General features: G+C 59.7%; 18 protein-coding genes and 6 pseudogenes. 9 read left to right on the top strand and 15 right to left on the bottom strand.

Going from position 1 to position 22983, the window contains the following annotated elements; all coding sequences use genetic code 11:
• A partial coding sequence (locus tag ACKUB9_RS32345) for a transposase (RefSeq protein ID WP_410826013.1) occupies window positions 1–275 on the top strand: 275 nt, incomplete at its 5' end.
• Window positions 276–326: 51 nt separating this feature from the next.
• Here ACKUB9_RS32345 and ACKUB9_RS32340 read toward each other — a convergent pair.
• Window positions 327–500: a hypothetical protein gene (locus ACKUB9_RS32340; RefSeq protein ID WP_407530448.1), complete on the bottom strand. Its 174-nt coding sequence runs from the start codon at window positions 498–500 to the stop codon at window positions 327–329.
• Window positions 501–882: 382 nt separating this feature from the next.
• Entirely contained in the window at window positions 883–1080 is a 198-nt protein-coding gene (locus tag ACKUB9_RS32335) for a hypothetical protein (RefSeq protein WP_407530450.1), read from the bottom strand.
• Between the two features lie 89 nt (window positions 1081–1169).
• Between ACKUB9_RS32335 and ACKUB9_RS32330 the strand changes: the two genes are divergently transcribed.
• Window positions 1170–2306 (top strand): hypothetical protein, encoded by a 1137-nt coding sequence (locus ACKUB9_RS32330; RefSeq protein WP_407530452.1) that lies wholly within the window; start codon window positions 1170–1172, stop codon window positions 2304–2306.
• A 265-nt stretch (window positions 2307–2571) separates the two neighbouring features.
• Window positions 2572–2883: pseudogene (locus ACKUB9_RS32325) on the top strand (IS66 family transposase); the annotation flags it as partial.
• A 28-nt stretch (window positions 2884–2911) separates the two neighbouring features.
• Here ACKUB9_RS32325 and tnpC (ACKUB9_RS32320) read toward each other — a convergent pair.
• The 7 genes from tnpC (ACKUB9_RS32320) to tnpA (ACKUB9_RS32290) all read right to left on the bottom strand — a co-directional run bounded on the left by tnpC (ACKUB9_RS32320) (window position 2912) and on the right by tnpA (ACKUB9_RS32290) (window position 7835).
• Window positions 2912–4429, bottom strand: a complete 1518-nt coding sequence (tnpC, locus tag ACKUB9_RS32320; protein ID WP_407530453.1) for an IS66 family transposase — start codon at window positions 4427–4429, stop codon at window positions 2912–2914.
• A 69-nt stretch (window positions 4430–4498) separates the two neighbouring features.
• Window positions 4499–4750 carry an IS66 family insertion sequence element accessory protein TnpB gene (gene tnpB, locus ACKUB9_RS32315; protein WP_407530455.1) on the bottom strand — a complete coding sequence of 84 codons (252 nt, stop codon included), beginning with the start codon at window positions 4748–4750 and terminating at the stop codon, window positions 4499–4501.
• A 24-nt stretch (window positions 4751–4774) separates the two neighbouring features.
• Window positions 4775–6418, bottom strand: a complete 1644-nt coding sequence (gene tnpC, locus ACKUB9_RS32310; protein WP_407530476.1) for an IS66 family transposase — start codon at window positions 6416–6418, stop codon at window positions 4775–4777.
• A 66-nt stretch (window positions 6419–6484) separates the two neighbouring features.
• Window positions 6485–6832: an IS66 family insertion sequence element accessory protein TnpB gene (gene tnpB / locus ACKUB9_RS32305; protein ID WP_407530457.1), complete on the bottom strand. Its 348-nt coding sequence runs from the start codon at window positions 6830–6832 to the stop codon at window positions 6485–6487.
• The gene (tnpA, locus tag ACKUB9_RS32300; RefSeq protein WP_407530459.1) at window positions 6829–7236 is read right to left on the bottom strand and encodes an IS66-like element accessory protein TnpA; all 408 of its coding nucleotides are present in this window, start codon (window positions 7234–7236) and stop codon (window positions 6829–6831) included. The genes tnpB (ACKUB9_RS32305) and tnpA (ACKUB9_RS32300) overlap by 4 nt, the downstream gene beginning before the upstream one ends.
• Before the next feature lie 45 nt (window positions 7237–7281).
• Entirely contained in the window at window positions 7282–7437 is a 156-nt protein-coding gene (gene tnpB, locus ACKUB9_RS32295; protein WP_407530461.1) for an IS66 family insertion sequence element accessory protein TnpB, read from the bottom strand.
• The gene (tnpA, locus tag ACKUB9_RS32290) at window positions 7434–7835 is read right to left on the bottom strand and encodes an IS66-like element accessory protein TnpA (RefSeq protein ID WP_407530463.1); all 402 of its coding nucleotides are present in this window, start codon (window positions 7833–7835) and stop codon (window positions 7434–7436) included. The genes tnpB (ACKUB9_RS32295) and tnpA (ACKUB9_RS32290) overlap by 4 nt, the downstream gene beginning before the upstream one ends.
• 97 nt (window positions 7836–7932) lie before the next feature.
• Between tnpA (ACKUB9_RS32290) and ACKUB9_RS32285 the strand changes: the two are divergent.
• Window positions 7933–8189 (top strand): annotated as a pseudogene (locus tag ACKUB9_RS32285) (IS66 family transposase); the annotation flags it as partial.
• Between the two features lie 381 nt (window positions 8190–8570).
• Here the strand turns inward: ACKUB9_RS32285 and ACKUB9_RS32280 are convergent.
• Both ACKUB9_RS32280 and ACKUB9_RS32275 read right to left on the bottom strand, forming a co-directional pair.
• Window positions 8571–9053, bottom strand: a complete 483-nt coding sequence (locus tag ACKUB9_RS32280) for a hypothetical protein (protein ID WP_410826011.1) — start codon at window positions 9051–9053, stop codon at window positions 8571–8573.
• A 247-nt stretch (window positions 9054–9300) separates the two neighbouring features.
• Entirely contained in the window at window positions 9301–10545 is a 1245-nt protein-coding gene (locus ACKUB9_RS32275; RefSeq protein WP_407530466.1) for a hypothetical protein, read from the bottom strand.
• Between the two features lie 226 nt (window positions 10546–10771).
• Between ACKUB9_RS32275 and ACKUB9_RS32270 the strand changes: the two are divergent.
• Window positions 10772–10915, top strand: a pseudogene (locus ACKUB9_RS32270) (IS66-like element accessory protein TnpA); the annotation flags it as partial.
• A gap of 91 nt (window positions 10916–11006) precedes the next feature.
• A pseudogene (locus ACKUB9_RS32265) lies at window positions 11007–11552 on the top strand (IS66 family transposase); the annotation flags it as partial.
• Window positions 11553–11727: 175 nt separating this feature from the next.
• Here the strand turns inward: ACKUB9_RS32265 and ACKUB9_RS32260 are convergent.
• The 3 genes from ACKUB9_RS32260 to ACKUB9_RS32250 form a co-directional block, all read right to left on the bottom strand.
• Window positions 11728–13815 carry a catalase family protein gene (locus ACKUB9_RS32260; RefSeq protein ID WP_407530467.1) on the bottom strand — a complete coding sequence of 696 codons (2088 nt, stop codon included), beginning with the start codon at window positions 13813–13815 and terminating at the stop codon, window positions 11728–11730.
• Window positions 13816–13875: 60 nt separating this feature from the next.
• Window positions 13876–15813 carry a c-type cytochrome gene (locus ACKUB9_RS32255; RefSeq protein WP_407530469.1) on the bottom strand — a complete coding sequence of 646 codons (1938 nt, stop codon included), beginning with the start codon at window positions 15811–15813 and terminating at the stop codon, window positions 13876–13878.
• A 391-nt stretch (window positions 15814–16204) separates the two neighbouring features.
• Entirely contained in the window at window positions 16205–18502 is a 2298-nt protein-coding gene (locus tag ACKUB9_RS32250) for a caspase family protein (RefSeq protein WP_407530470.1), read from the bottom strand.
• Between the two features lie 858 nt (window positions 18503–19360).
• On the opposite strand from ACKUB9_RS32250, the gene ACKUB9_RS32245 reads away from it, so the two are divergent.
• The 3 genes and pseudogenes from ACKUB9_RS32245 to ACKUB9_RS34450 all read left to right on the top strand — a co-directional run.
• On the top strand, window positions 19361–20617 hold the full coding sequence (locus tag ACKUB9_RS32245) for a cytochrome P450 (RefSeq protein WP_407530472.1): 1257 nt from the start codon (window positions 19361–19363) through the stop codon (window positions 20615–20617).
• The gene (locus ACKUB9_RS32240) at window positions 20610–22229 is read left to right on the top strand and encodes a peroxidase family protein (RefSeq protein WP_407530474.1); all 1620 of its coding nucleotides are present in this window, start codon (window positions 20610–20612) and stop codon (window positions 22227–22229) included. The genes ACKUB9_RS32245 and ACKUB9_RS32240 overlap by 8 nt, the downstream gene beginning before the upstream one ends.
• A 277-nt stretch (window positions 22230–22506) precedes the next feature.
• Window positions 22507–22632: pseudogene (locus ACKUB9_RS34450) on the top strand (DUF6429 family protein); the annotation flags it as partial.
• A 55-nt stretch (window positions 22633–22687) separates the two neighbouring features.
• Here ACKUB9_RS34450 and ACKUB9_RS32235 read toward each other — a convergent pair.
• Window positions 22688–22801: pseudogene (locus ACKUB9_RS32235) on the bottom strand (IS110 family transposase); the annotation flags it as partial.
• Between the last annotated feature and the right edge of the window lie 182 nt (window positions 22802–22983).

Here is a 22983-nt window from a genome sequence, read left to right as displayed (position 1 = left end):
GCCGCTTGCGACGCCTGATCGCCGATAAGGGCTACGACGCCGATTGGCTGCGGGCTGATCTGCGGGAGAAGGGCATCACCCCCGTCATCCCCGGCACCCGCGCCCGCAAGCGCACGCTGCGCCACGACAAGCGCCGCTATCAAGAACGCTGGCGCATCGAGGCCGCCTTCTGCCGTCTCAAGGACTTCCGCCGGATTGCCACCTGCTACGACAAGCTGGCCCGCAACTACGCCTCCGCTCTCGCCCTGGCCGCCGTGATCGCGTTCTGGTGCTGATCGAGTCCAGACCCTAGTGTTGACCGTCTGCCGTCGCGCGCAACCTCCAACTCACCCGTCGATACGCTCGCCGGGGTCGAGTGCCTTTAGCTCGACAATTGGGCTGTCGGACCAGTAGAGCGCTTGGCGCACCCGCACCGTTCCCTTCATCTCGTCGCCGAGTTCGAGGGTCAATTCAGCGTAGCGGTCGGCCGGGTCGGTCTCGGCATACCGGACGGCCCTCAACGACTCTGCCGAGAAGAGCCAAGCTTCGCCAGCCGGGGACTCCGCTCCGAATACATCGACGCCTTCAATCGTCGCAATGTAGGAGGCCTGTCTATCGCCCCGCGGACGCTGCTCGATCCTCAGTTTGGGGCGGTCGGTGGCCGGGGACCAAGCGGTTTGTAGAAAACGCCCCGGCGAGAAGGCGCAAGTCGCTAATCTTCTACGACGACGAGGTGATCGGCTTCGAGCTCCCGGTCCGGGGGCACCAAGCGGCGCGATTGAGCACACAGTGGACGTTGACGAAGTGCCGGTCCCGCGTGTGGCCCGTGATTCGCAGCACGCTCTTCACGGTGCGCCGACCGGGAACCAGGATCGAGCCGATCAGGAGGAGCCGGGCATGGCGTCAGGAACGATGGACGAACAGCGGCGCGAACGCCAGGATGATCCCGGCGAAGCGGGTCGGCAGGGATGACATGGCGCTGTCTCTTGCAGGAAACAGCGCCAGCTTACCCGTCACGCCCGCTTCGGCAGCTCGCCGCTGCAGAGCGCTCATCGCATTGGCCAAAGTCGCTGAGATGATGTGCTTCTTGGCACCGGACATTCTGCTCGGCTGGGAGCAATGAATGCGTGCATGTTTTCCGTTACCTGCAAACTTACATGCTTCTTAAATTGTTCGGGAAGGGGCTACCAATGGCTTATAGCTTTCTGGACTCGGAGAAACTGAAGACTGGCGATGTGATACTCGAAACGAGCGATGGGAAAATTTCATCGCTCATCAAAGCGGGTGATCGGATTAAAGAATTTGACGAGAGAGTGTCAGCTCGATTTTCTCATGCCTTCATCTATATTGGCATGGGTTATATCATGGAGGCCGACGAGGGTGTTCGCTCAATTCTTGCGGCTCGCATCACCACTGACAAGCCCAACAACTACTTAGTTCTCCGACATCCTGAACATCCAAACGGGATCAATATCGAATGGCTCGAAGAATGGTCAAGCATGGGTCTCTTCGCCGCAATCCATACGGAGGTGAGTAAGGACTATAACTGGCGTGGAGTTTTCGGAACAAAAATCCCATTTGTAGGCAGCACGGAAGGCACCTACTTTTGCTCACAACTTGTCGGTGAAGCCTATCGACGGCTAAATATTGAACTTATGATAGATGGTCGACCTCCAGAGTTGGTGACGCCCAATTCACTTCTATCGAGACAATGTAAATTGGAACCCGTCGACACCGAAGCGTGCTTCACGCAGCTGCCCGAAGCCGATTGGGTGAATGCTCTTGCTAAGGTGAGCCGGTACGATCTCATCAGAAATGAGCCGATCCCATTAACTCAGATTGCACATAATATGGCGAAGAAGATGGTCGAGACTTTCGGCCGCAGGATAGATGCCGCGACAGCAAAGATTGGAAAATCTCAAACCGTCAAATCCCCTCAGGAGATAATGCTGACTCTATATTTTCCTGATCTTCCAGATGGTGATCGTATATCTGACGACCTTGTTGCATTCATGAAAACAATTTACCCATCCGATCAGATCAGAATGTATAGATCAATGAATATTATAGCCGGCGAGAAATTATTTAAGGCAGGTAATATGGAAATCATCTCGATGATGAAGGCCACGCTGGTCCGAGATATAAACAATGTCCTACCCCTGCTCGATATGGTCAAAAGCCAGATCGAGATGATGAATAACTTCCCTTCGCCACCGTACGCACTGCGTTCGTATCACAAGTGGACTTTGACAAAGCTTCAAGAAACACTTGCGGAGGAAAGTGAGTTCCTCGAGTGGCGAAAATCTTTCCTGGCTCGGATTGCCTAATCCGTGCACATTCCTCAAATGGAGGCAGTATGCTGTGTGTCAGCATACGGACCAAGGTTGAGGGCGCCCCGATGTTTAAGCCTCCTATCCAAGGCAGTGAGATCGGGCGGGATCATGACCTCGCTGAACAGGCGGCCGCGCTGGGCGCTGAGAACATGTTACCCCTATATGCATAATGTAAGAATCGTGATAAAATATACGATATACTGTGTATCTAAACGGGGATACATCAATGGCTATATACACTGAGTAGTTAGAAACACAAAATCACGCGGCCTCCACGCGGGCCGCCTTCGTGGTGCACGCGATGATGGACGGACACCGGCCGTCCGTGTGGCTGTCGGATCGCTACACCGCCCAGCAGGGCCACGGTGAGCGGCACCAGACCTGCTTGGCGCATCTGGCGCGCTACGTGGCCTGCGCGGTCGAGGTGAGCGACGACCCCGTGCCGCAGCGCCTACAACTCTGGCTGGGAAGCGTGTTCAGCCTGGCCGAGCGCGTCACCGACCTGGCCGCCTCGACGCTCTCGGCCAAGCGCCGGACGCTGCAGCGGCAGCTGACGGAGGTCCTGTCCGCCCGAGCCGCTAAGATCGTATGCGGTGTTCTCAGGCCACGGCCTTGGCGGTGGGCGTGGCAGGGAAGGCCCAGGGCAGCAGCTCGTCGAGGCGGCTGTTAGGGTGGCCCTCGACGATGCGGGTGATCACGTCAGCGAGGTAGGCGCGCGGCTCGACGCTGACGAGTTTGCAGGTTTCCACCAGCGAGGCGATCACCGCCCAGTGCTCCGCCCCGCCATCCGAACCGGCGAAGAGAGCGTTCTTTCTCGTCAGGGCCAGGGGCCGGATGGCGCGCTCCACCACGTTCAAGTCGATCTCGACCCGCCCGTCAGTGAGGAACAGGCTCAGCCCCGCCCAGCGGCTCAGGGCATAGCGGATCGCCTCGGCCAGCTTGCTCTTCTGGCTGATCAGCCCGAGCTTGTCGCGCAGCCACGGCTCCAGAGCCTCGAGGATCGGGCGGCTGCGCGCCTGCCGTGCGGCGCGGCGCTCCTCGGCTGGGCGGCCGCGGATCTCGGCCTCAATCCGGTAGAGCCGCGCGATGCGCGCCAGCGCCTCGACCGCGATCGGCCTGTCCAAATCGTAGAAGGCCCGACGCACATGGCTCCAGCAGAAGGCCAGGTGCACCTCGCCCCGCTTCGCAAGCGCCTTGTAGCCCTCGTAGCCATCCACCTGCAGCACGCCCCGGAAGCCGGAGAGGTGCGTGATCGGCCGCTCGGCCGTGCGATCGGGCGCGTAGACGTAGGCGACGCCGGGTGGGTCGGCTCCGCCCCAGGGCCGATCGTCCCTCGCGTAGGCCCAGAGCTGCCCCGTCTTCGTGCGACCTCGACCCGGGTCGAGCACCGGTGCCGTGGTCTCGTCGGCGAACAGCTTCTCCGACCGCTTCAGCGTCTCGAGCAGCCGCTCGTGGACGGGGCGGAGCAGGAAGGCTGCACGCCCGACCCAGTCGGCGAGCGTCGAGCGGTCGAGGTGAACGCCTTGGCGGGCGAGGATCTGCGCCTGCCGGTAGAGCGGCAGGTGGTCGGCGTACTTGGAGACGAGGACCTGCGCGACGAGGTCGTCGGTGGGCAAGCCGCCCTCGATCAGCCGGGCGGGCGCGGGGGCCTGCACGACGACGTCCTCGCAGGCGCGGCAAGCGTAGCGCGGGCGCCGGATCACGATCACTCGCACCTGGGCCGGCACCACGTCGAGGCGCTCGGACACGTCCTCGCCGATCCGATGCAGGCTGCCCGAGCAACAGGGACAGACGGTGCTCTCGACGTCGACCACGCGCTCGACGCGCGGCAGGTGGGCAGGCAAGGCGCCCCGGTTCGCGCGTCGCCGCGTCGTGCGCTCGGCCTTCACCGCCGGTGCGCTCTCCTCGGTGGCGTGGTCAGTGGCTTCGACCTGCTCGGCCTCCTCGAGACCGAGCAGGAGCTGGTCCTCGGGCAGGCTCTCGGCGCGGCGCCCGAAACGGTGACGCTGCATAGCCTTGATGATCTGGCGCAGCCGCTCGTTCTCGGCCCGCTCCTCGGCGAGCAGCACCTTGAGCGTCTCGGGATCGTCGGGCGAGGGTGAAGCAGAGGCAGCCACGAAGCCGATTAGAGCAGATCCATCAGGCACTTACCAGCGTGGCAAACCTCGGCTTGCTTACTTTTTTGTTCAACCTGCCACCGTTGGCGCGGTCACCTCATGGGCCTCGTGCACGCGCTTCCAGTTCAGCCCCTCGAGCAGGGCCGAGAGCTGGGCCGCCGTGAGCCGCACGACGCCGTCCTCGATCCTCGGCCAGCAGAACTGGCCGGCCTCCGGACGCTTGGCCACCAGAACCACGCCGCCGCCGTCCCAGAACAGAAGCTTGATCCTGTCCGCCCGCTTCGAGCGAAACAGTAAGCATCCGGCCTGGGCCGCAGGCATTCCGGTCGTGATAGATCGGTGGCGTCAGGCGGCGTTGGCGACGAGCGGAGTGGCGGCACCCTGCCGCCAGTGCCACGGCAGCAAGGCATCGAGGTCACGCGCGGGGTGTTCGTTGATGCGCGCGAGCACATCAGCCAGCCACGCCTGCGGGTCGATGCCGTTGAGGCGGGCGGTCTGGATCAGCGTATACATCGCGGCCGCGCGCTCGCCGCCGCGCGTCGACCCGGCAAACAGCCAGGCTTTCCTGCCCAGCGCGATGCCGCGCAGCGCCCGTTCCGCCGCGTTGTTCGTCAGGCAGATCCGCCCGTCGTGCACGATGCGCTCAAAGGCCGACCAGCGCTTGAGCATATAGTCCATCGCTTTGGCGACGTCGGCATGGCGCGAGAGCCGAGTCCGCTCGGTCCGCATACAGGTCTCCAGCCCGGCCACGAGCGGAGCAAGGCGCTCACGCCGGACCATGAGACGGGCGGCAGCGTCGAGGCCGTTGATCTCCCGCTCGGCTGCAAAGATCGCATCGATGCGCTCGACCGCCGCCAATGCGAGCGGAGCCAGCACCGGCAACCGCCCACGCACCTTGGCGGCGATGTCGGCCAGCACGAAGAATCGGCGACGCGCGTGGGCCCAGCACGCCGCCTCGACAAGCGGCCCCGGATGGCGCGCGGGGTCGTAGAGCCGGTTGAAGCCGGCGAAGGCATCGGCCTGCAACACACCGCTGAACCCGCCGAGGTGGCGCTCGGCATGCTCGCCCATGCGATCAGGCGAGAACTGGAACAGCGCTGCCGGTGGGTCGCGGCCGCCGAACGGCCGGTCGTCGCGCACGTACACCCAGGCCCGCCCGGTCGCGGCCTTGCCTTTGGCCAGGATCGGCACCGGCGTGTCGTCGGCATGCAGACGAGCACCGGCCAGCACGTGAGCGCGGATCCGTTCGACCAGCGGCCGCAGCAGGCTGGCGCAGCCGCCGACCTGATCGGCCAGGGTCGACAGGCTGATCGGCACGCCTTCGCGAGCATAGCGCTCCGCTTGCCGGTTCAGAGGCTGGTGCTGCCCGTACTTCTCGAACAGCACGCAGGCCAGCAGGTTCGGACCGGCAAAGCCGCGCGGCAGGACGTGGAAGGGAGCGGGTGCCTGGGAGATCGCCTCACAGGCGCGGCAGGTGAACTTCTCCCGAACGTGCTGCACCACCTTCCACGCGCGTGGCACCAGCTCCAGCGTCTCGGTGATGTCCTCACCCAGCTTGGCCAGCCGGGTCGAGCCGCAGCAGGTGCAGGCCGTCGGGCCGGGCACGAGGACCCGTTCGCGCGGCAGATGCTCGGGCAGCGGCCGGCGCGAGCCGGATCGGCGGCGTGGCGCACGCGGAACGCTGCCCTGTGCTTGCGTTGCTGTCTCGGCCGTCAGCTCGTCCTCGGCGAGGCTCGCCTCCAGCTCCTCCAGTTCGAGCTCCAGCTGATCAAGCAGGCGCCCGCCGCGCTCCGAGCGCTGGCCGTAGAGCTCGCGCCGCATCTTCTCGACCGCGAGCCGCAGATGCAGGATCATCGCCTCGGCGCTGGTCTCTCGCGCCTTGGCTCGGTCGATCTCGGCCTGCGCGGCCGCTAACTCCGCCTCGCGCGCCAACACGATGCGCTTGAGGGCGTCAACGTCGTCGGGCAGGGAGGAGCCGGCCAGGACCATGCCGGCCATCAGAGCTGATTCGCTGACCTTCCGGGCAAGCCGGGCTGTGGACAAGCCGGGCCTGAGTCACCCCGCCGCAGCAGGGCGCCAGGTCCGCTGCGGGTGGCGCCAATCGATCCCTTCCAAGAGATAGCCGAGCTGAGCGGGGGTGATCGCCACGGCACCGGCTGCCGGCGTCGGCCAGAGGAAGCGGCCCCGTTCCAATCGTTTGGCGTAGAGCGACAGCCCAAGGCCATCGTGCCAGAGGCATTTGATCAGGTCGCCGCGCCGTCCACGGAACACGTACAGATCGCCGGCGTGGGGATCGCGACCAAGCCCCTCCTGCACCAGCAGCGCGAGACCGTTCATGCCGCGGCGCATATCGGTGACGCCTGTGGCGATCCAAACCCGAGCAGCCGACGGGACCGGGATCATCGCCGTTCCAGAACGTCGAGGACGCGGGCGAGCGCTGCAGCATCCACGCCGGCGTCGACGACGACGCGTCGGCCCCTGCCCAGCACGATCACCATCCGGCCCACCATCGGAGACGCCGCGGTGCGACTGGCCTGTTCCGGTGGTGTCTCCGCCGCGGGCACCACAACTGCTGGCACGAAGGCCGCCCCCGCCATCGACCGGCTCGCTTCGAACGCTCGCCGCCAGATCAGCAGCAATGAGCGCGAGATGCCGTGCCGGCGCGCGGTCGCCGAGACCAGACGCGGCCCCTGCAGGCTCTCCAGAACGATGCGCAGCTTTTCGTCTTCCGACCAGCGCAGGCGCCGACCGGTCTCGACGACTTCGAGGCGCTGTAGCCGCCGTGCACTGTACGTATGACTGTACATACGCACTGTTCTCAACAGCCGCGCGTCAGCTCCGCAAGGCGGCCCTCATCGAAGGGATACGCGAAACACGTATACGGTGCCGGAGAACGGATCGGTGCCCAGGGCATCGCGCACCAGCACGGCCAGTCCATCGACGCCCTTGCGGAAATCCACCGGCCGCGTGGCCAGCATCACGCGGACGACGCCGGAGGGCCCGATCATGCCGAGGCCTTCAGCGCCCGGATCACTGCCGCGATCTGCGCCTCGCTCGCCTCCGGCCCGACCCGCACCGTGGCGTCCGCCACCGCGATCTCGATCCCGGCGAAGGCGGCACATCGAGGTGAAGGCACGCTCAGATCGACCTGCGCCCGCTCCGGCAGCTCCGGCGCCAGCACGGCCGGCACAAACCGCAACTCGGCCGTCACCGCCTGACGCGCTAAGCGCCGCCACGTGAACAGCTGCGAGGCGCTCAATCCGTGTCGGCGTGCCACCGCGCTGATCGAGGTGTGGGGCGCCTCGCTCTCGGCGACGATGGCCGCCTTCTCCGCTTCAGACCACGTCCGCCGCCGGCCAGTCCCGGTGAACAGCTCCAGGCGCCGCACCGGCTCCGACATAGCCATACGCCCTGACATCGACATAGGACGGAGCTCCCCACCCGCTCCGTATCCCACGCTCAGCCGAGCGGCCGAAAGGTGCCGCCAAGACGACGGTTACTAAGATCTGACCCGCGCTCTGCAAGCAAAGATCGGGTGAGCCCGCGACCAGCTCCTGGTCTTTCTCAACCATCCCGGCCAAGTAGCGGTCACGAACAGCGCCTGCGAGCGCGCGCTGCCTCCGGCAGTGGTGCGGCGGACGGTGACGAATGGCTACCGGGCCTTGTGGGCGGCGAGGCAGATGTGCTCACGCTCGTCGAAGCGGCTCGCCTCTCGGGGGGCGACACCCTCACCACCGTCCTTAAGACTATCAGCGCCTGATCCAGCTGGCGCGGTCTTGAATAGCTACGCGGGGTCTTAATGCAAGCTAGTAATTTCGCTTAAACTCTAAGTTGCTCAAAGATATCGGGTACTCTACTCGCGTATTTTGTCGGCAATATCATGCAGTTTGGCGATTTCCGCGTCATTTTTTTCTCGCCCCAAGTCTGCCGATCCAGTGATCAAAGTCTGGAACGAGTCGTGCTCGTTGGCCATTATAGCGCTGTATTCCTTGATAATTTTTTGAGTTGAGGGATNCTCACCACCGTCCTTAAGACTATCAGCGCCTGATCCAGCTGGCGCGGTCTTGAATAGCTACGCGGGGTCTTAATGCAAGCTAGTAATTTCGCTTAAACTCTAAGTTGCTCAAAGATATCGGGTACTCTACTCGCGTATTTTGTCGGCAATATCATGCAGTTTGGCGATTTCCGCGTCATTTTTTTCTCGCCCCAAGTCTGCCGATCCAGTGATCAAAGTCTGGAACGAGTCGTGCTCGTTGGCCATTATAGCGCTGTATTCCTTGATAATTTTTTGAGTTGAGCAACCAAGCTGCTCTCCTTGTGCCATGTCATGCAGAGCTCGCAACTTTTGTGCTATCCCGTAGTTAAATACGCTTAGCTTTCGCAGGCCGACGACTTGATCTAATGCCGCCCACACCGCAGGCACGATAGCAAGTGCACCTGTGATCACCCGACCATATGGCTCATTCCAAGATCCTGCGTTGGCGACAATTGATAGTCCAGCGATCGCACTGCATATTGCAGCTATTGACGAACCAAGCCAGTGGCTCCACTCCTCTATCTTCCCAGCTAGCTCGTAGCCCCGCGCCTGTCGATCGATGCGAAGCAAGAATTCTTCTCTTGTCATTATTAGGTACTCCTTTATATTGCGCTAGCCCAAAGCGTCAGACTCGGCGACCTCATGCTTATCACGGATATCTAACGAACTCACAAATGATCTCCACGGCGGTATGGATTAGCTCTCTCATGTAATAAACGAACGTCAATTATGTAAAAAAATAACGATAAAATTTTATTTATTTCGCGAGCTTCCATCGCGAGTAAGAAAGCTTCCCGACTATTCGTAAAGAGCGCAGATATTTGCGGCCGAACAGCTAGATAGATTTCGATTTCGTTTCAATAATCAGATTTCGTCTTTCCTCAATCGCGATATTGAGCTGTTTGATCCGTCTTCTCAGAATGAAAAAACGATTAAAAAGCCATTTTATTTTTTGTAAATTTGCACTTGTATCCGGATATGTCATGTGAAAATATAAACATTCGAGTAATGCGTTACATCGCATGGCGCTATTCCACAGCTTCACCATATTTATGAGTTTAGGATTGAACTCCTCCCACTCATGTGTATGCATTGGCAGATGTTCCATTGCTCGCATGTCGATTGCAAGGTTCCCGCTTTCGCTTTGCGCCCGCGCGATCCAGAACCCCAGCGGCGTTCTCTCCGACATATTCGCGGAATTAGCGTTGTCACACATATCTTCATAGTTAAGTCTAATACGACCTATATATAGTTCCAGCACCTCTGCAGATCTTTTTATCTGAAGCAGATGGTTCCGCCTATCAGCCATCCAATCGCTATTTTGACCTACAACAATATCGCCGAAGTTCAGAGTTCGACTTCCCACCTCAAAACGTTCTATCTCATGCCATGAAGTGATTATCGAATCTACATTCGCCAACGTTGATTTTGCAAGATCGTTTGGCGAGATTGATGCTGGAACCCGATTAACACCACACAAAGGTAGTCCCATTTCCTGATAAATACTCGCCACTATCTCCGAGCAGAATTGCCCTGGAATCTTATTGTGCAAAGATTTTCTTTCAAAATTCCTAACAATTTCTATGAGAAGGTTTTTGGTAGGCTTGGCTAGCAATTCTGGCAAAGGCAATTTCGCCAATACAACCAAGCGATTTACCTCAGAATAATTTTGGCCATAAGTCAGATCTTTGACCACTTTCAGAGCTGCCTCGAATTTAGCCTTTGGTAAATTTTCTAGCTCGGGATGGCGATAAATGGACACAAATTTGGGATTTCCACTTATGTATCCGATGTTCTCCCTCCTGCCGTTGATGTATCCATGCCCGATCATGCGAATATTTCGATGGCCAATTACGGTGCCATCTGACTCGTATGTTGATACAACGTTCTCGACAACTGCAGCGTGAGAGTATGCATTTTTCCATCGGAGAATTCTTCTCGTGTCAAATTTTGCTATCTTAACCGACTGCAGATCTCTTCCACGAGACAAAATCACGTCTCCGGGTCTTAGCATGTCAATCTTTATCAGTACTCTGGGACGCTCGCCATGCTCGGCTTCAACAGAAGCTGAATGATCCAAGTTAGCCACCATTGAAATTGCGATACTAAACCATAGCCCTCAAAGGGTTTTCGAATCAAGTAGGCAGCTTAGCTTTTTTATCGAGCGACTAACGTTGGTGAGACGCCTGATACTAACGCAGAATCGCCGATGTGGACGTCAACCGCCTGCACCGAGCTTGCGCGCGAATCTACGCATTATTCAACCTGATTGTGGGGTAGATGACAAACCGGTGAGAACAGCGCGTATGGACAGTCGTACGCTCTGTGCGTGCCTCCGGCGCCTTGAGATCGTCGAGACGGGGCGCCGCCGGCGCTGGCCGGAGGATGAGAAGCTCAAGGTCGTGCTGGAGAGCCTGCAGGGGCCGCGTCTGGTCTCGGCGACCGCGCGCCGGCACGGCATCTCGCGCTGGCTGCTGCTGACGTGGCGACGGGCTTTCGCGGCGAGCCGATCGACCTGCACGTCACAACAGCTCTTGGTCCCGGCCGTTCGGCGGTTCCGATCCGCCGACGGCGCTGTTCCACTTCTCGCCGGATCGCGCCGGGGAGCATGCCGAGCGCCACCTCGCCGGGTTCAGCGGCGTGCTACAGGCGGACGCGTTCGCGGGGTTCAACCGCCTGTATGCGCTCACGCGCCGGCCGGGGCCGCTGGTCGCGTCTGCCTGCTGGGCCCATGCCCGTCGCAAATTCTTCGTGCTGGCCGACGTGGCGGCCAAGGCGCGAAGCCGGTTGCCGGTGCTGGCGCCGCTCGCGCTGGCGGCGGTGGAGCGCATCGACGCGATCTTCGCGAGCGAGCGAGAGATCAGCCGCCAGAACGCTCCCGCGCGGCTGGCGGTCCGGCGCGAGCGCACGACCAGGCTCGTGAGGCACTTGGAGGTCTGGATGCGGGCGGAGCGGGCTCGGCTCTCGCGTCACGCGGAGGTGGCCCAGGCGATGGACTACATGCTCAAGCGCTGGTCGGCGTTCACGCACTTCCTGCAGGATGGCCGAGTGTGCCTGACGAACAACGCGGCCGAGCGAGCGTTGCGCACAGACGTAAGAGGCTTCTAGAGACACGTCGATCCCCGCATACTGCTTCATGGTCGTTCCTCGATGATGCTTGGCGCAGGCCCAAACCTGACGCCGTTGACTTTGGACACAATCATTCTGAGGGACGACCACCCAACCTCAAGCGGTCCGCTGTGCGGCGCGCCCGTTACATCAACTAGTTGTTTTGCGGCGGCTGCACTGCACCTCGCGCAGCCCGTGCTCCCGGGTAGACGATGGCACGCGCTTGCCCAAGCGAGGCGTAGTGGTCTGGGCTTGTGGCGACCGGGATCCGGATACAGGCTGGGCTCCGGTTCGGGTTCATCTCGAGACGGGAGATGAACGTTTCGTCTTCCACGATGTCCGTGAGGCGGATGTCAAACATGTCGAGCCAGGGAAACCAGTGTTCGTTCCAGGGCTGGGATGGGTCGAACAGCTCGTGGTTCCCGACCGGCGCTGCCGGAGTGTCGCGAAACTGCGCCTGTAGGATGTAACGCACTTCACTCTGTCGGACCTTGTAGACGAAATCTTTTCGCAGGAACTCCGGGTCTCGGTCGTCGCCCGCCACGGGCGGCATGGAGGGGCGGCCGTTTGCACGGAAATCCGGCCTCGGCAGACCGCGGTCGCCGCCGCGGTCGTGGTTGATAAGGCGGAAGCGCACGTAGCGGCTCACGTCTAATTGGTCAATAAACTCGAAGCAGACCCATGTGTAGTAGCGGAAGTCAGAGAAGGATCCGCGGATTCGGTAGGCTTCAATGAGCTGTGGCTCTAGCATGATGCCGCTCTCGACGAGTTTAATGCGCTCGTCGTCCGGTGTATGGACGAAGGTGCTGAAATCGCGGATGCTCCGCACGAATAGCTGACGTCCTGCATTCATGAGAATATCGAAGAAGCCGGGTCCGTCTTCGCTTCCCGGCTCAAAAAACTTAAGGGAAGCCGCAACTCCGTCGCGCGCGCGGTCATCCGCGCGACCGCCGGGAGAAGAATGGCGCAGAACAATCGGATAAACCCGTCCAAGGACGAAGGTCTCGTTCGCCGGAAAGTCGCTGGGTACGATGCATCGCGCTTCGCCCCACGCCACCGTTCCATAGGTGTGGGTGGCGCGACCCCGCTGGGTTGTCGAAGCCATGTAGTTGAAGGTCTGCTGCAACTGCGCCAGCACAGCATGAAAGTCCTGATCGATGCCAGCCGTCAGTTCCCGCTGCGAAAGGCGCAGGTTAAATCCAAGGTGCTCGGTGCCGGTCGGTTCGGGCGGCCGGCCGCGCGCGCCATGACGGACAGTCGAGCTTGCGATGTAGACCTCCCTTCGGATCGCGTTAATTTGACCTACTGGCCGATGCTCGGGCAGGGCATGCCAGGGCGTGTATGAGAGGCTCTCGCCGAAGCGCATCTGCTCCTCGGAGGCGAAGGTCTGCGGCGGGATGGTGACCACGGCGACGCGCTGGACGGGGTACCTCTCCAGGTCCCATTCGGTCGTAGGATTGTCGACTGCCTCGCTGTCGCTCTCTCGCATCTGAACCGTGAAGTCGAACCGCGCGGGACGACGCGTCAGCTGATCTACCATCGCCCTTTGGAGATAGCCGTCGTCGCGTGCAGCAGGTGGGATCGGCACAGCGATGTTTCCCGCATGGGGCAGTGCCCCGTACCGGCAAATCGTGCCCTCGTCGAGCCCTAAAGCATAAGGCACCTGACTCCAGTAACGCGCAGCAAGCGGACTGTCCTGCACCTGCTGCCGGAAGCCCATCAGCACGGGTACGCCGGCCGGCCGATTGGCCTGGAGCCACGAGATGAACTGAACCGGAGGCTTACCGTGAGGCGCGGTCACGGCGAACTCCTCCATAAAACGCACGTATTCGTCCATGTCGCGGATGAAAAAGACCGGGTTATCGGCAAGAATAAAGTCGTGGGTCGCGGCTGATCTTTCCGCTTCTAGGATCTTTGGCCCATCGACTCCCGTGAGTTTGATCGCCATGCCGTGAATGTCTGGGCTTCTATCGTCCCGCTGCGCTCCGTTGGAGAACCGGATGTACGCTGTGTAGGTCCCAGGCTTAGCGAAGAGACCCACTTGGTAGGCAGGAGGGATGTCGTCCAGCACCTCGAAGCGTGCCCAAACGCAGCCGTGCTGTTTGGGGTGCTGCCCGCGCCTTGTCGGATCGGCCGCTTGCATAAGGGCGAGCTGGAGTGCGGTAATTCGCTCCGTGCCCGCCTGCAGGGTCTCCTGAGTCTGGGCATCGGCAGGCCGCTCGGCCCTAATCGTTTCCGTCATCCGTGCCTCCCAAGTCCTAAAGCCGGCTTGCCGACCGTGAGGGCTGCAGCTGGCCTATTCCTACTGGGTTTTCAGGTATTCGATTAAATCTCTTACAGCCTCCAGGTGCTGCACTCCACTCCAGTTCAGCCGGCGCAGCTTCCCGTCGACCATAAGGTCGCGGTCATGGCCTGAATTCGAATGACCGGCGCGGCTCGTATCGTAGATCATTAGTGTCGGTGAGGTGTCGGCCGCTTGGCCGACGCCGGGAAGCTCCCACGCGAATCCAACATGATCCTGGTCATATTCGGTGGAGCCGCGCAAAAACTGCGCCGGCCGTGAGCTGGGCACCAAGAGGTGGTACAGCGTCGGAACTGAGCCGTTGTGAAGATAGGGTGCCCGCGCCCAAATGCCGTCGAGCACGTTGGTTATGTAGCCCTGTCGGTCTGGTGTGGTGCGACGCTTAATTACGGCCTCGCCCTGCATGCGGCAGGGCTCGACGGTCTGCCCGGAAGGGAGGGTGTACCGAAAATCTGGATTGTGACAGCTAGCGGCGAAACCGGTCATTAAAAGATCCAGTGCTGCATCGTTGAGAACCGCGGCCCGGTTCATGTCTGTGCCAATCTCACGGTACTGATAGAGTGCGTCGTTATTTGGCTTGTGACAGATCGCACAATGCTCGCGAAATAAAGCCTCCCCACGCCCGGCGCGGGTGATGTCGACGTTAAAAGGGTATGGTGATGGCGGTAATTCGTGTAGAAAGTTCGCCACAATCGCCACGTTGTGCAGGTCGACCCTAGCCGGGTCACCGACAATCGGCAGTGCGGCCGCAATGTTGCGCCAGAACGGCGAATTGACACTGCCGTCCCACTGCGCAAGATGTCGCGCGGCCTGGTTCCAGACGCTTGGAATATCCGTTATCGTAGCAAAAGGCGGGATTGAGGGGTGCTGCGAGGTCATGAACGACGCCGCGTCGAAATCACGGCGTAGGCCGCTTCCATCGGGCTTCGGCTGGCATTCGCCTGCGGGCATCGCGTTAGCGGTAAGAAGCTGGAACACAAGGTCGCCGCTCCCATCCTGTTGACCCGTGCTGAAGCCGGCTAAGCCAGGGCTGTTCCAGGTCCCGTAACTCGTTGCTCGCTGTAGATCCTGCCCAATCTTCCGATTCTCGGTTAAGCAAGCAAAGCTCGCGAGAATGCCAATAAGGTTTGCCTTGACTGATTCGCGTTGTTTTCGCTCAACTGCTGGGCCGAAGTTCAGGAAGCCAGGCCGATTAAAGTAACTTGATGGGTAGAAATACCCTTCAGCCTTGCTGTCAATGATATCAGAAATCCTGCGTGCGGTGGTTTGTAGTTTGGCCGGGTTCGACAGATAATCCTGGATCGTACGATTGTAGGCGTCCCGCCACTTGCGTACGTCCATCTGGGTGTTAGGCGCGCCCTCAATGACCTTGACGCCCGCGTCCGTGCGCACCCTGCCGCTGTGGCAGGCACCGCAGGACAGCGTTACAACATGCAATCCGGGTTTCGCAAAATCGATCTCGCCAGCAGGGGAGACTGCGCCCGCCTCGAACGCCCGACCAGCGGCCGACGCGATGCCTAGCCCCCGCGGTAATGGGCGGAGTGGATCAGGATCCTCAAAGTAGCCGAACCGTGCGAATTTCTCCTCCGGTCGGCCCCAGATCTCTGGTGCAAGATCCGGCAGAACACGCTGCAGGATGTAAGGAAACCCCGCGAAGCCGTTCGCAGCGTTAGCAAACCAGCTGAAGCCAGTAGGATTGCTTGCGATGTACTGCCTCTGATCCTCCTCACAGGCAGACCGAATCTGCGTCCAAGTGCCTAGCATATTCGCTCCGATGTCCCTTCGTGCGGAGCAAACAGGCTGCGCAAGCCCATCGGTCGGAGCCAGCGCGTTCGCCAGCAGACAGAGCAAGAGAAGGACGGAGAGGCGCAGCCTGAGCCAAACAACGGGAACAATGGTACGGTCTGTTGCGACCGGCATGCGGCGAAAAACTAACATCTCAGCGCTCCACCGTTGCCGGGACGACCGGCCTCTGCAAGCGGATCAAGTTGAGCGTAATCGCAGTGGGTTGTGCAGGCAATGGTGGAGCAACGTCGCCAGTTCGATTTCTGGCGTTGCATTTGGTATGAAGTTTGCTGATCGCAGGAAGAGGTGACTGCACCCCCAGCTGGATAGCCTCCATCGAGATAATGCGGCCTGATGTTGGCTTGGCGACGATGGCCGCCGATCACTTGCCGCTGGACTGTCAACACAGCGGCTCAGTCGTCGTAGCGCTGCGGAGGAGGAACTGTTGCCGAGCCGCGTCTCTCGACCTGACTTCAGTCGTACCGCAACATAGAGGGACCAAACATCATGCAGTCTTGCTTGGGCGTACGCCCAGTGCCAATGATCAGGCCAGGAATTTAGCGTCGAAGTTGGCCGTCGTGGCGTCAATCCTTGGCGTTTGTGGAGCAGAAGGCCCGAACGCGCGAATCACTTCATCGATAAATTGGCGATTAGACCAATTCGCATTTTTGCTCTGCCTCAGGGCCGCGGTTGCATGGTGAGTGAACCGGCCTGATCCACCCCATTCGTAGGCAAGCTGCTTGTCCTGGCATGCAGCAAAGGAAACGTTTCGCATCATCTCCCGCGCACTCGACCGGACTCTACTAGATGATCTACTGCGCCTTCCTCTGTTAACTTCATAAAAGGCGTGCTCCATCTCCTGAGTTATATCCGCGGACCGAACTGCCCATTTGGTCGCAGCGGCTACATCAGACGAAAGAAAGTTCAAAAGCATATCCTTGTTTAGATTTTCCGTCGAGTCTTGATTCCTGCCAAGACCGAGTGAGGCATATATCCTCGAGGGAGGCGTTACCCACCCAGGTGCGACTATCTCCTGAAGCACTTTACGTGTATTTGTCTCTGAGTGGCAACAATCCATGAAGCAAGTAGCGATGACGCCCTGGGGGCATTCATCAAAAATGCGCCGAAGTTCGTAATCAAATATCAACTCTCCGCCTTCTCCATCGACCGGAACAATCGCATTATCATCGCTGTACTCGGGATTTTGCCGCCAAAATGGCGACAACGCTCCATGTCCTGCGAATTGGAAGACGAAGCTGTCCCCATTACGGCACTCTCGAAGTGTGCGCTGAAGTACATCAATGATCGTTTCCCTACTAGCCTGCTCGTCCAAGAGTAGCGCCACAGTTTCGAAACCACATTCCTCTAGTGATTGAGACCACGCCTTGGCATCGTCTGCGCAGTAACTAAGCGGATTTCCGGAATACTGGTTAATTCCGACACACACTGCCACCCTACGTGCGCCCTTAAGTTGCCCTTTTCGCAAAATAGAACCATGTTCGGGTTTAAAAATTTCTTGCTTCGGCTCAGAAAGTTCTTCTGAATCTGGAATCCAACCCAATGTCGACCGTGCAGCTAGATGCATTACAGGTTCAGGCCAGTCAATAACTTCGTGGGCGGCTGCAAATCGTGCGCCGCTATCTGCGAGGTAGCTGAATTTAATTCCTTCATCGTCCCTCTTCGCGAGCATCCGCCTTAAAACCGCATTCATCGTGGCAGGGTCATCATCAAATCCGCCGTGGGTGACGGACTGGCTAGCGTCCCGCCCCTCTGCGATGTTTGTTTTTGACCACACAACATTTGATGCGCCCGCAACAGCAGGCGCTCCGAGACCAAACTGCTCGACGAGATCATCATCAGCTCGCAGGTCGCTCTCCAAGCCTAGGATCGGCTCACTCTTGCGTTCCTCACAGGCGTTTTTAACAAAATATAAAAGTGATTTTCTATAGATTTCCACACAGCTATCTGCTCGCTCTAGCTCATCGCGCATGGTGAACAACGTAAGATCTTTAACTGAATTCCCAATTTCAGGCACAATAGTGCGTTTGAACTCCTGCGTTGTGACTGCGGGAGCAAGTAAACTAACTGTATTGAAGACAAGCTGCTGGTATGTCGCTGCTCGACGTAGGAGGTGAGAGTGAAAGATCGAGCCGGCGCTATGGCCAACCGCGTGCAGCTCAATCGCATCCCCGGCATGCTTTGTGAGAAAAGTGTTTAACTGCTTCAGAACCTCGGTTACACCCCCTTCGTCATCAGACGACCGCTCAGCGCTCCTCTTCATCGACGACCAGATCTTGTCTGCACCGATTGCGCGCCCTGCCATTTCAAGAAGTGGGTCAGTTGTGTAGTCCCACAGGTCCCTCGTCCCCCGACCAATCCGCCCCAGGCCTATCTGCCCGGCGGCGTCCCTCAAAACAGCGGCGACGCTATGTAGCAACCCTGTTTCCCAAACAAAATTGATAGGATAAACGTCATTTGCTTTCCACCAGTTTAGGTGCTTCCGAGCGATAGCTAACCCAGTTGATTCCGCGACAAGCCCGCCGTGAGCAAAGAAGACAATCCTAAGCGGTCTTGGGACCGCCTTCGCCTCGGCCAAAGCAATTTCGAGATGAGTCGAAAACAGCTTATCAATATCATTTTGGTTCGTTGTGAGAATTCCGTCTGTGGAGAGTCTGCCCTGGATCAGACTTACCACATGCGGTCTCAGAAGCTGCCGATCCTCTGGAGAGAGGCTTGCCGCGCGTGAGATCTCCGCACTTGCATCCGCGATTGAGGCAGAGCGAGGCAAAGTTCTGTTTCGCCCACGTTCCACGAAGGCCGACTCATAACGCTGCCGAATCATGACGTTCCTCCGGCTTTCGAGCTGTGTTGCTTTGTTGCGGCTGGGGCGGGAAACGCTCCAGTACGAAAATGAGTAGACGGCAGAGGAGTGTATCCTCTTCCGAGTAGACACTCGGACCTAGTGCACAGACGCAGACATTCGCAGCAATTGACCGATTGCTAACTGGCTCAGATTGCGGATGAAATCGCTCCGTGCGGTGTACCTTTTGAAGGCGTCAGTGCACTAGCGAGGGTCCGCCAGCGCCCAAATCTAGCTGGTCGAGGCACAGGCGAGGTCAGGCCGCCCTACTTCAGGAGTTGAGCTTAGGATGCCCCCGCGTTGATCGGCGTTCAAGCGAAGAATCGCGAAAATGATGATTGTTAACACGGGGTCAGCGCGTGCGACGTGACGAATGTAGCCTAAAGCGTCGAGGCTCTTCCGTCTAGCTCCTTACAGATGAGCTCGTAGGGTTTGTGACTGAGCCGGGTCTTGGAGCGCGGGCCGTCGCTATAGACCTCGACGAACAGCCGCAGGTGCTGACGCAGGTCGTCATGGCTGGCATGCTGGCCGCGCTTGACCGTGGCTTCCTTGATATTGCGGTTTATCCGCTCGACTTGACCATTCGTCCACGAGCAGTGTGGCTTCGTCAGCTAAGGCTCGATCTTGGTCTGATCGCAGACCAATCCGAGCGAATGCAAGCGTTAGAGGTGCGGCTCGTCGCCTGCGGCCTACCAGAGGCTATTGCCTTAGCCTCGGCCCCTCAACCACCAGCCGCTTGTCATTCTCCACAAAAAATGAGGTTCATCCCTTTTAGCGGATTGTGTTTGTGCTCGCAATGGGCCAAAGTACTGCCCGGCGCGTCTTTTTCGAGGCACGTTAATGTCCTTCCTCACGAGGTTTGACGAAACTGCCGATCCTGCGGATCGCACGAGGTTGTTCTTCGAAGCCTTGCGCACCGATTGGGGCGCGCTTTTCGCCGAATTGCGGGCGTGCCGTCCTATTCTCGAATTGCCATCGATGACAGTGGTCAGCCGGTGGGCGGACGTGATCGACGTGCTCTCACGAAACGAGACCTTCGCGGTGACATACCGACCACGGATGGACCCGTCGGTCGGACCGTTCATGCTGGCGCGTGACGGTGCTATAGAAAACTGGCGGGACAAGTCGGTGATGCGCGCCCTGCTCAGGTGGGACGACCTTCCGGGTATTCGCGCTATGGCCGCCGAAGTGGCCGAAATGGCGCTCGCCAGCGTGACCCGGGACGAAAGCGGCACCTTCGACGTGGTGCGCACCGTGTCGCGGTTGGTGCCGCTGCGGATCGTGCAGCGCTGCTTCGGGTTTCAGGGCCCTGACGATGCCACGATGCTCGCTTGGTCTCGCGCGACTCAGGCCGATATGTTTCGCAACCCAACCAACGATCCCGCCGTCCGCGAGGCCAACATTGCGGCCGGCCAGGCGATGCAGGCCTGGGTCGCTCAGTTCATCAGCGGGCGGCAACCCTGGGCCGAAGCCGGCGGAGAGGACACCGTCTCCCGCCTGCTTAGGCTAACCGGAAAAGGGCTGTCCGGTCTCGATACACAACAGATCGTCAGTAACATCTGCGGCCTACTGGTCGGCACTATCGAGACGACGTCCCGGGCGATCGTCAACGCGACGGAGCAGATCTTACTCCGGCCCGATCAAGCCGCGCGCGCGAGGGCTGCAGCGCAATCTGATAAAGTCGGGGACTTCGATGCGCTTGTGTGGGAAGGCTTGCGCTTCAATCCAGTCACGACCTTCGTCGTGCGTTACGCTACAGAGTCTGCGGTGTTGGCGCCCGGTAGCACGCACGAAGTGCAAATCCCTGCAGGGCGGGTCGTCGCCGCGGGGATCGGCTCAGCGATGTTCGAGCAGGCTGTTTTCACGGATCCAGACTGCTTTGTGGTCCGCCGGCGAGACCTGTACCTGCACCTCGGCTTAGGTGCGCACACCTGCCTGGGCCAGTACGTGGCTTACGAGATTGTCCCCGAGACGGTCAGGCAAATAATGCGCGTACCCGGTGTACGCATCCTGCCGGACGGAAGGAGCACCGTTGGTCCGGCCGATGGACCGTTCGCAGAAACCTTCGTGCTCGGCTTCGGAATGGCCCATGATTGACGCTGTAGCCACTACGCGAGCGGTGGCCGGCCCGGCGACCAAGCGCGATACAACCCGGGACGGGTTGCGAAACAGGATTGAAGTCGGTTTGCTCACTGGGCTGCGGCCATTCTGGGCCTTCGTGAACGCTCGCCCATGGCTCGCCCGATTCTTCAATAGGCTAATCGTCAATAACGCGGTGCTCAAGGTGCCGGCTCGTCCACTCGCGCTCAGCACCATGACTACTTACACTAGCTGGCCGAACCTGACGGACAAGACTTGGTTCAGCCGCTACTTGCCGCCTGTACGCCAGGATGGGCTGCCGCCTATCGACGAGGTCGCATCCCTCTTCAAGCTTCGACCGGAGCGAGCGCCTCGCGAATCCGACCGGTCGACCCTCCTATTCCCGGCCTTTGCCCAGTGGTTCACGGACGGGTTCCTGATGACTGATCCGGACCGTCGGCGCACCCGGACAGCCCACCAGATCGATCTGTGCCAAGTCTACGGCCTTGATCGCGCCGTGACCACTGCCCTCCGCCGCAATAGCCAACTGGCAGGTGAAAAGGGCAAGTTGAAGAGCGTAAAGACTCCCACGGGCGAGTGGGCGCCACGGCTCTACGATGAAGCCGGAAACCGCCACCCGGATTTTGTCCTCCTGCCGCAGCCGGTCAACCTGCCTGCCAATCTGCCCTTTGAACGCAAAGAGACCATCTTCGCTTTCGGAGGCGAGCGCGCGAACACGACGGTACTGAACGCAGCCCTTACGACGCTTTTCCTGCGGGAACATAATCGGCTTTGTACGGTCCTTGAATCAAGCAACTCGTCGTGGGACGACGAGCGGGTCTTTCAGACTGCACGCAACATCAATGTAGCACAATTGATCAAGGTCGTAGTTGAGGAATACATCAACCACATCTCTCCCTACTGGTTCAGATTATTAGCTGACCCTAAGTTGTGTTACAAAGCGATATGGAACAGGGAGAACTGGATACCGGTAGAGTTCAACCTGCTTTACCGCTGGCACAGCCTGGTTCCCGAGGTAGCCAGTTGGGGCGGGGCAATTGTCCAATTGAAAGATCTGCGCTACAATAACCGACCTCTTGTAGATGACGGCCTAGTCGCAGCGTTCGAGAACGCGAGCCGCTCTAAGGCGTGGCGAATAGGCCTATTTAACACCGCATCCATGTTAGATGTGGTCGAGCGCGCGAGCATTCAGCAGGGTCGTGACAACCACCTTGCGCGATACAACGAATACCGTGCCGTCATGAAGTACCCGAAGATCACCCGCTTCGAGCAGCTCAGCGGTGATCCCCTTGTTGTCGCGGAACTTCGCCGTATCTACGGCGACGTCGACAACTTGGAATACTTTGTCGGCCTCTTCGCCGAAGATTTGTCGCCACGAGCCGCGGTTCCGCCGCTGATCGGACGCATGGTAGCAGCGGACGCGTTCTCGCATGCGTTGACTAACCCCCTGCTGTCCCCGCACGTCTTCAACGAGGCGACCTTCACGGCAGAAGGTATGCGCTGCATCGAGAGAACATCGGCGCTCCGAGACATCTTGGCCCGTAATGACAGTCTTCCTGACGAGGCTTTCGTGTCGATGGATCAAAAAGGCTACGATTCGCTCGCATGAATTATCATGCTGGTAGCACAATGGTCTTGACTGGCGCTGGCGGCAGGTCATCACCCAAGTGTGCTCCCGCCAGAGCGCATAGTGCACCGCCGCAAGGGCATCGACGACGATCGGCGTCGGTCTGGCGTACCATGCTGTCGCAACGGCACTTTGAGGCACCAGTTCGCCTCTCTCGCGGCTGCTCGAGTCAATACATGACGCAAATACATCTCCTGAGTAGAGTATCCATCCGCTCAGCACCGCGCCGCGTTGGGGTGCGGCGTGTTATGCTGGACTCATGCAGATCAATGAGGAGCGGATCGACGAGGTGGTGCTCGCCCTCCTGTGGCTGACGCTCCACGATGAGCGCCGGGCCTGGAAGGGGTTCGACTGGCAGGTCCTTGATCGGCTGCACCGCAACGGGCGCCCATCTTTGAGATCTCGCCCAGCCTCTGCTTGCCGCCCGTCGACCCCTGGAGCGGCGCGAGATCGAGCCAGGTGGCAAAGTCATGCCCCTTGGCGTAGGTCTCGGCCGTCGGAGCCAGGGCGGTCGGGGCGGTGGCGGTGATGATGCCGGTGCCCAGGATAGTCATGAGGCGGCGTGCCGTCTCATCCTCTCGGGCACACCAGGCGATCTTCCGGTCGAGATCGGCAATCCGGTCGTTTAGCCCGTCTTATTCACGAGAACGGGCGTGAGTGGTCTTATACCGCCGCGCTTATGAACTGATCTGTTCGAGGTAGGGGTAGGCACAGAGGGTCTTGATGCGGCCGGTCT

The sequence above is a fragment of the Methylobacterium oryzisoli genome, from assembly GCF_046557895.1.
Lineage (GTDB): Bacteria > Pseudomonadota > Alphaproteobacteria > Rhizobiales > Beijerinckiaceae > Methylobacterium > Methylobacterium oryzisoli.
Note: the sequence above shows the minus strand (reverse complement) of the source record. Positions and strands in the feature narration are given on the sequence as shown.

Coding starts and splice junctions, on each gene's coding strand:
- ACKUB9_RS32335 (WP_407530450.1), bottom strand. CDS start 1,080: ATGTCCGGTGCCAAGAAGCACATCATCTCAGCGACTTTGGCCAATGCG.
- ACKUB9_RS32330 (WP_407530452.1), top strand. CDS start 1,170: ATGGCTTATAGCTTTCTGGACTCGGAGAAACTGAAGACTGGCGATGTG.
- tnpB (WP_407530455.1), bottom strand. CDS start 4,750: ATGCCTGCGGCCCAGGCCGGATGCTTACTGTTTCGCTCGAAGCGGGCG.
- tnpC (WP_407530476.1), bottom strand. CDS start 6,418: ATGGTCCTGGCCGGCTCCTCCCTGCCCGACGACGTTGACGCCCTCAAG.
- tnpB (WP_407530457.1), bottom strand. CDS start 6,832: ATGATCCCGGTCCCGTCGGCTGCTCGGGTTTGGATCGCCACAGGCGTC.
- tnpA (WP_407530459.1), bottom strand. CDS start 7,236: ATGTACAGTCATACGTACAGTGCACGGCGGCTACAGCGCCTCGAAGTC.
- tnpB (WP_407530461.1), bottom strand. CDS start 7,437: ATGATCGGGCCCTCCGGCGTCGTCCGCGTGATGCTGGCCACGCGGCCG.
- tnpA (WP_407530463.1), bottom strand. CDS start 7,835: ATGGCTATGTCGGAGCCGGTGCGGCGCCTGGAGCTGTTCACCGGGACT.
- ACKUB9_RS32280 (WP_410826011.1), bottom strand. CDS start 9,053: ATGACAAGAGAAGAATTCTTGCTTCGCATCGATCGACAGGCGCGGGGC.
- ACKUB9_RS32260 (WP_407530467.1), bottom strand. CDS start 13,815: ATGACGGAAACGATTAGGGCCGAGCGGCCTGCCGATGCCCAGACTCAG.
- ACKUB9_RS32255 (WP_407530469.1), bottom strand. CDS start 15,813: ATGTTAGTTTTTCGCCGCATGCCGGTCGCAACAGACCGTACCATTGTT.
- ACKUB9_RS32250 (WP_407530470.1), bottom strand. CDS start 18,502: ATGATTCGGCAGCGTTATGAGTCGGCCTTCGTGGAACGTGGGCGAAAC.
- ACKUB9_RS32245 (WP_407530472.1), top strand. CDS start 19,361: ATGTCCTTCCTCACGAGGTTTGACGAAACTGCCGATCCTGCGGATCGC.
- ACKUB9_RS32240 (WP_407530474.1), top strand. CDS start 20,610: ATGATTGACGCTGTAGCCACTACGCGAGCGGTGGCCGGCCCGGCGACC.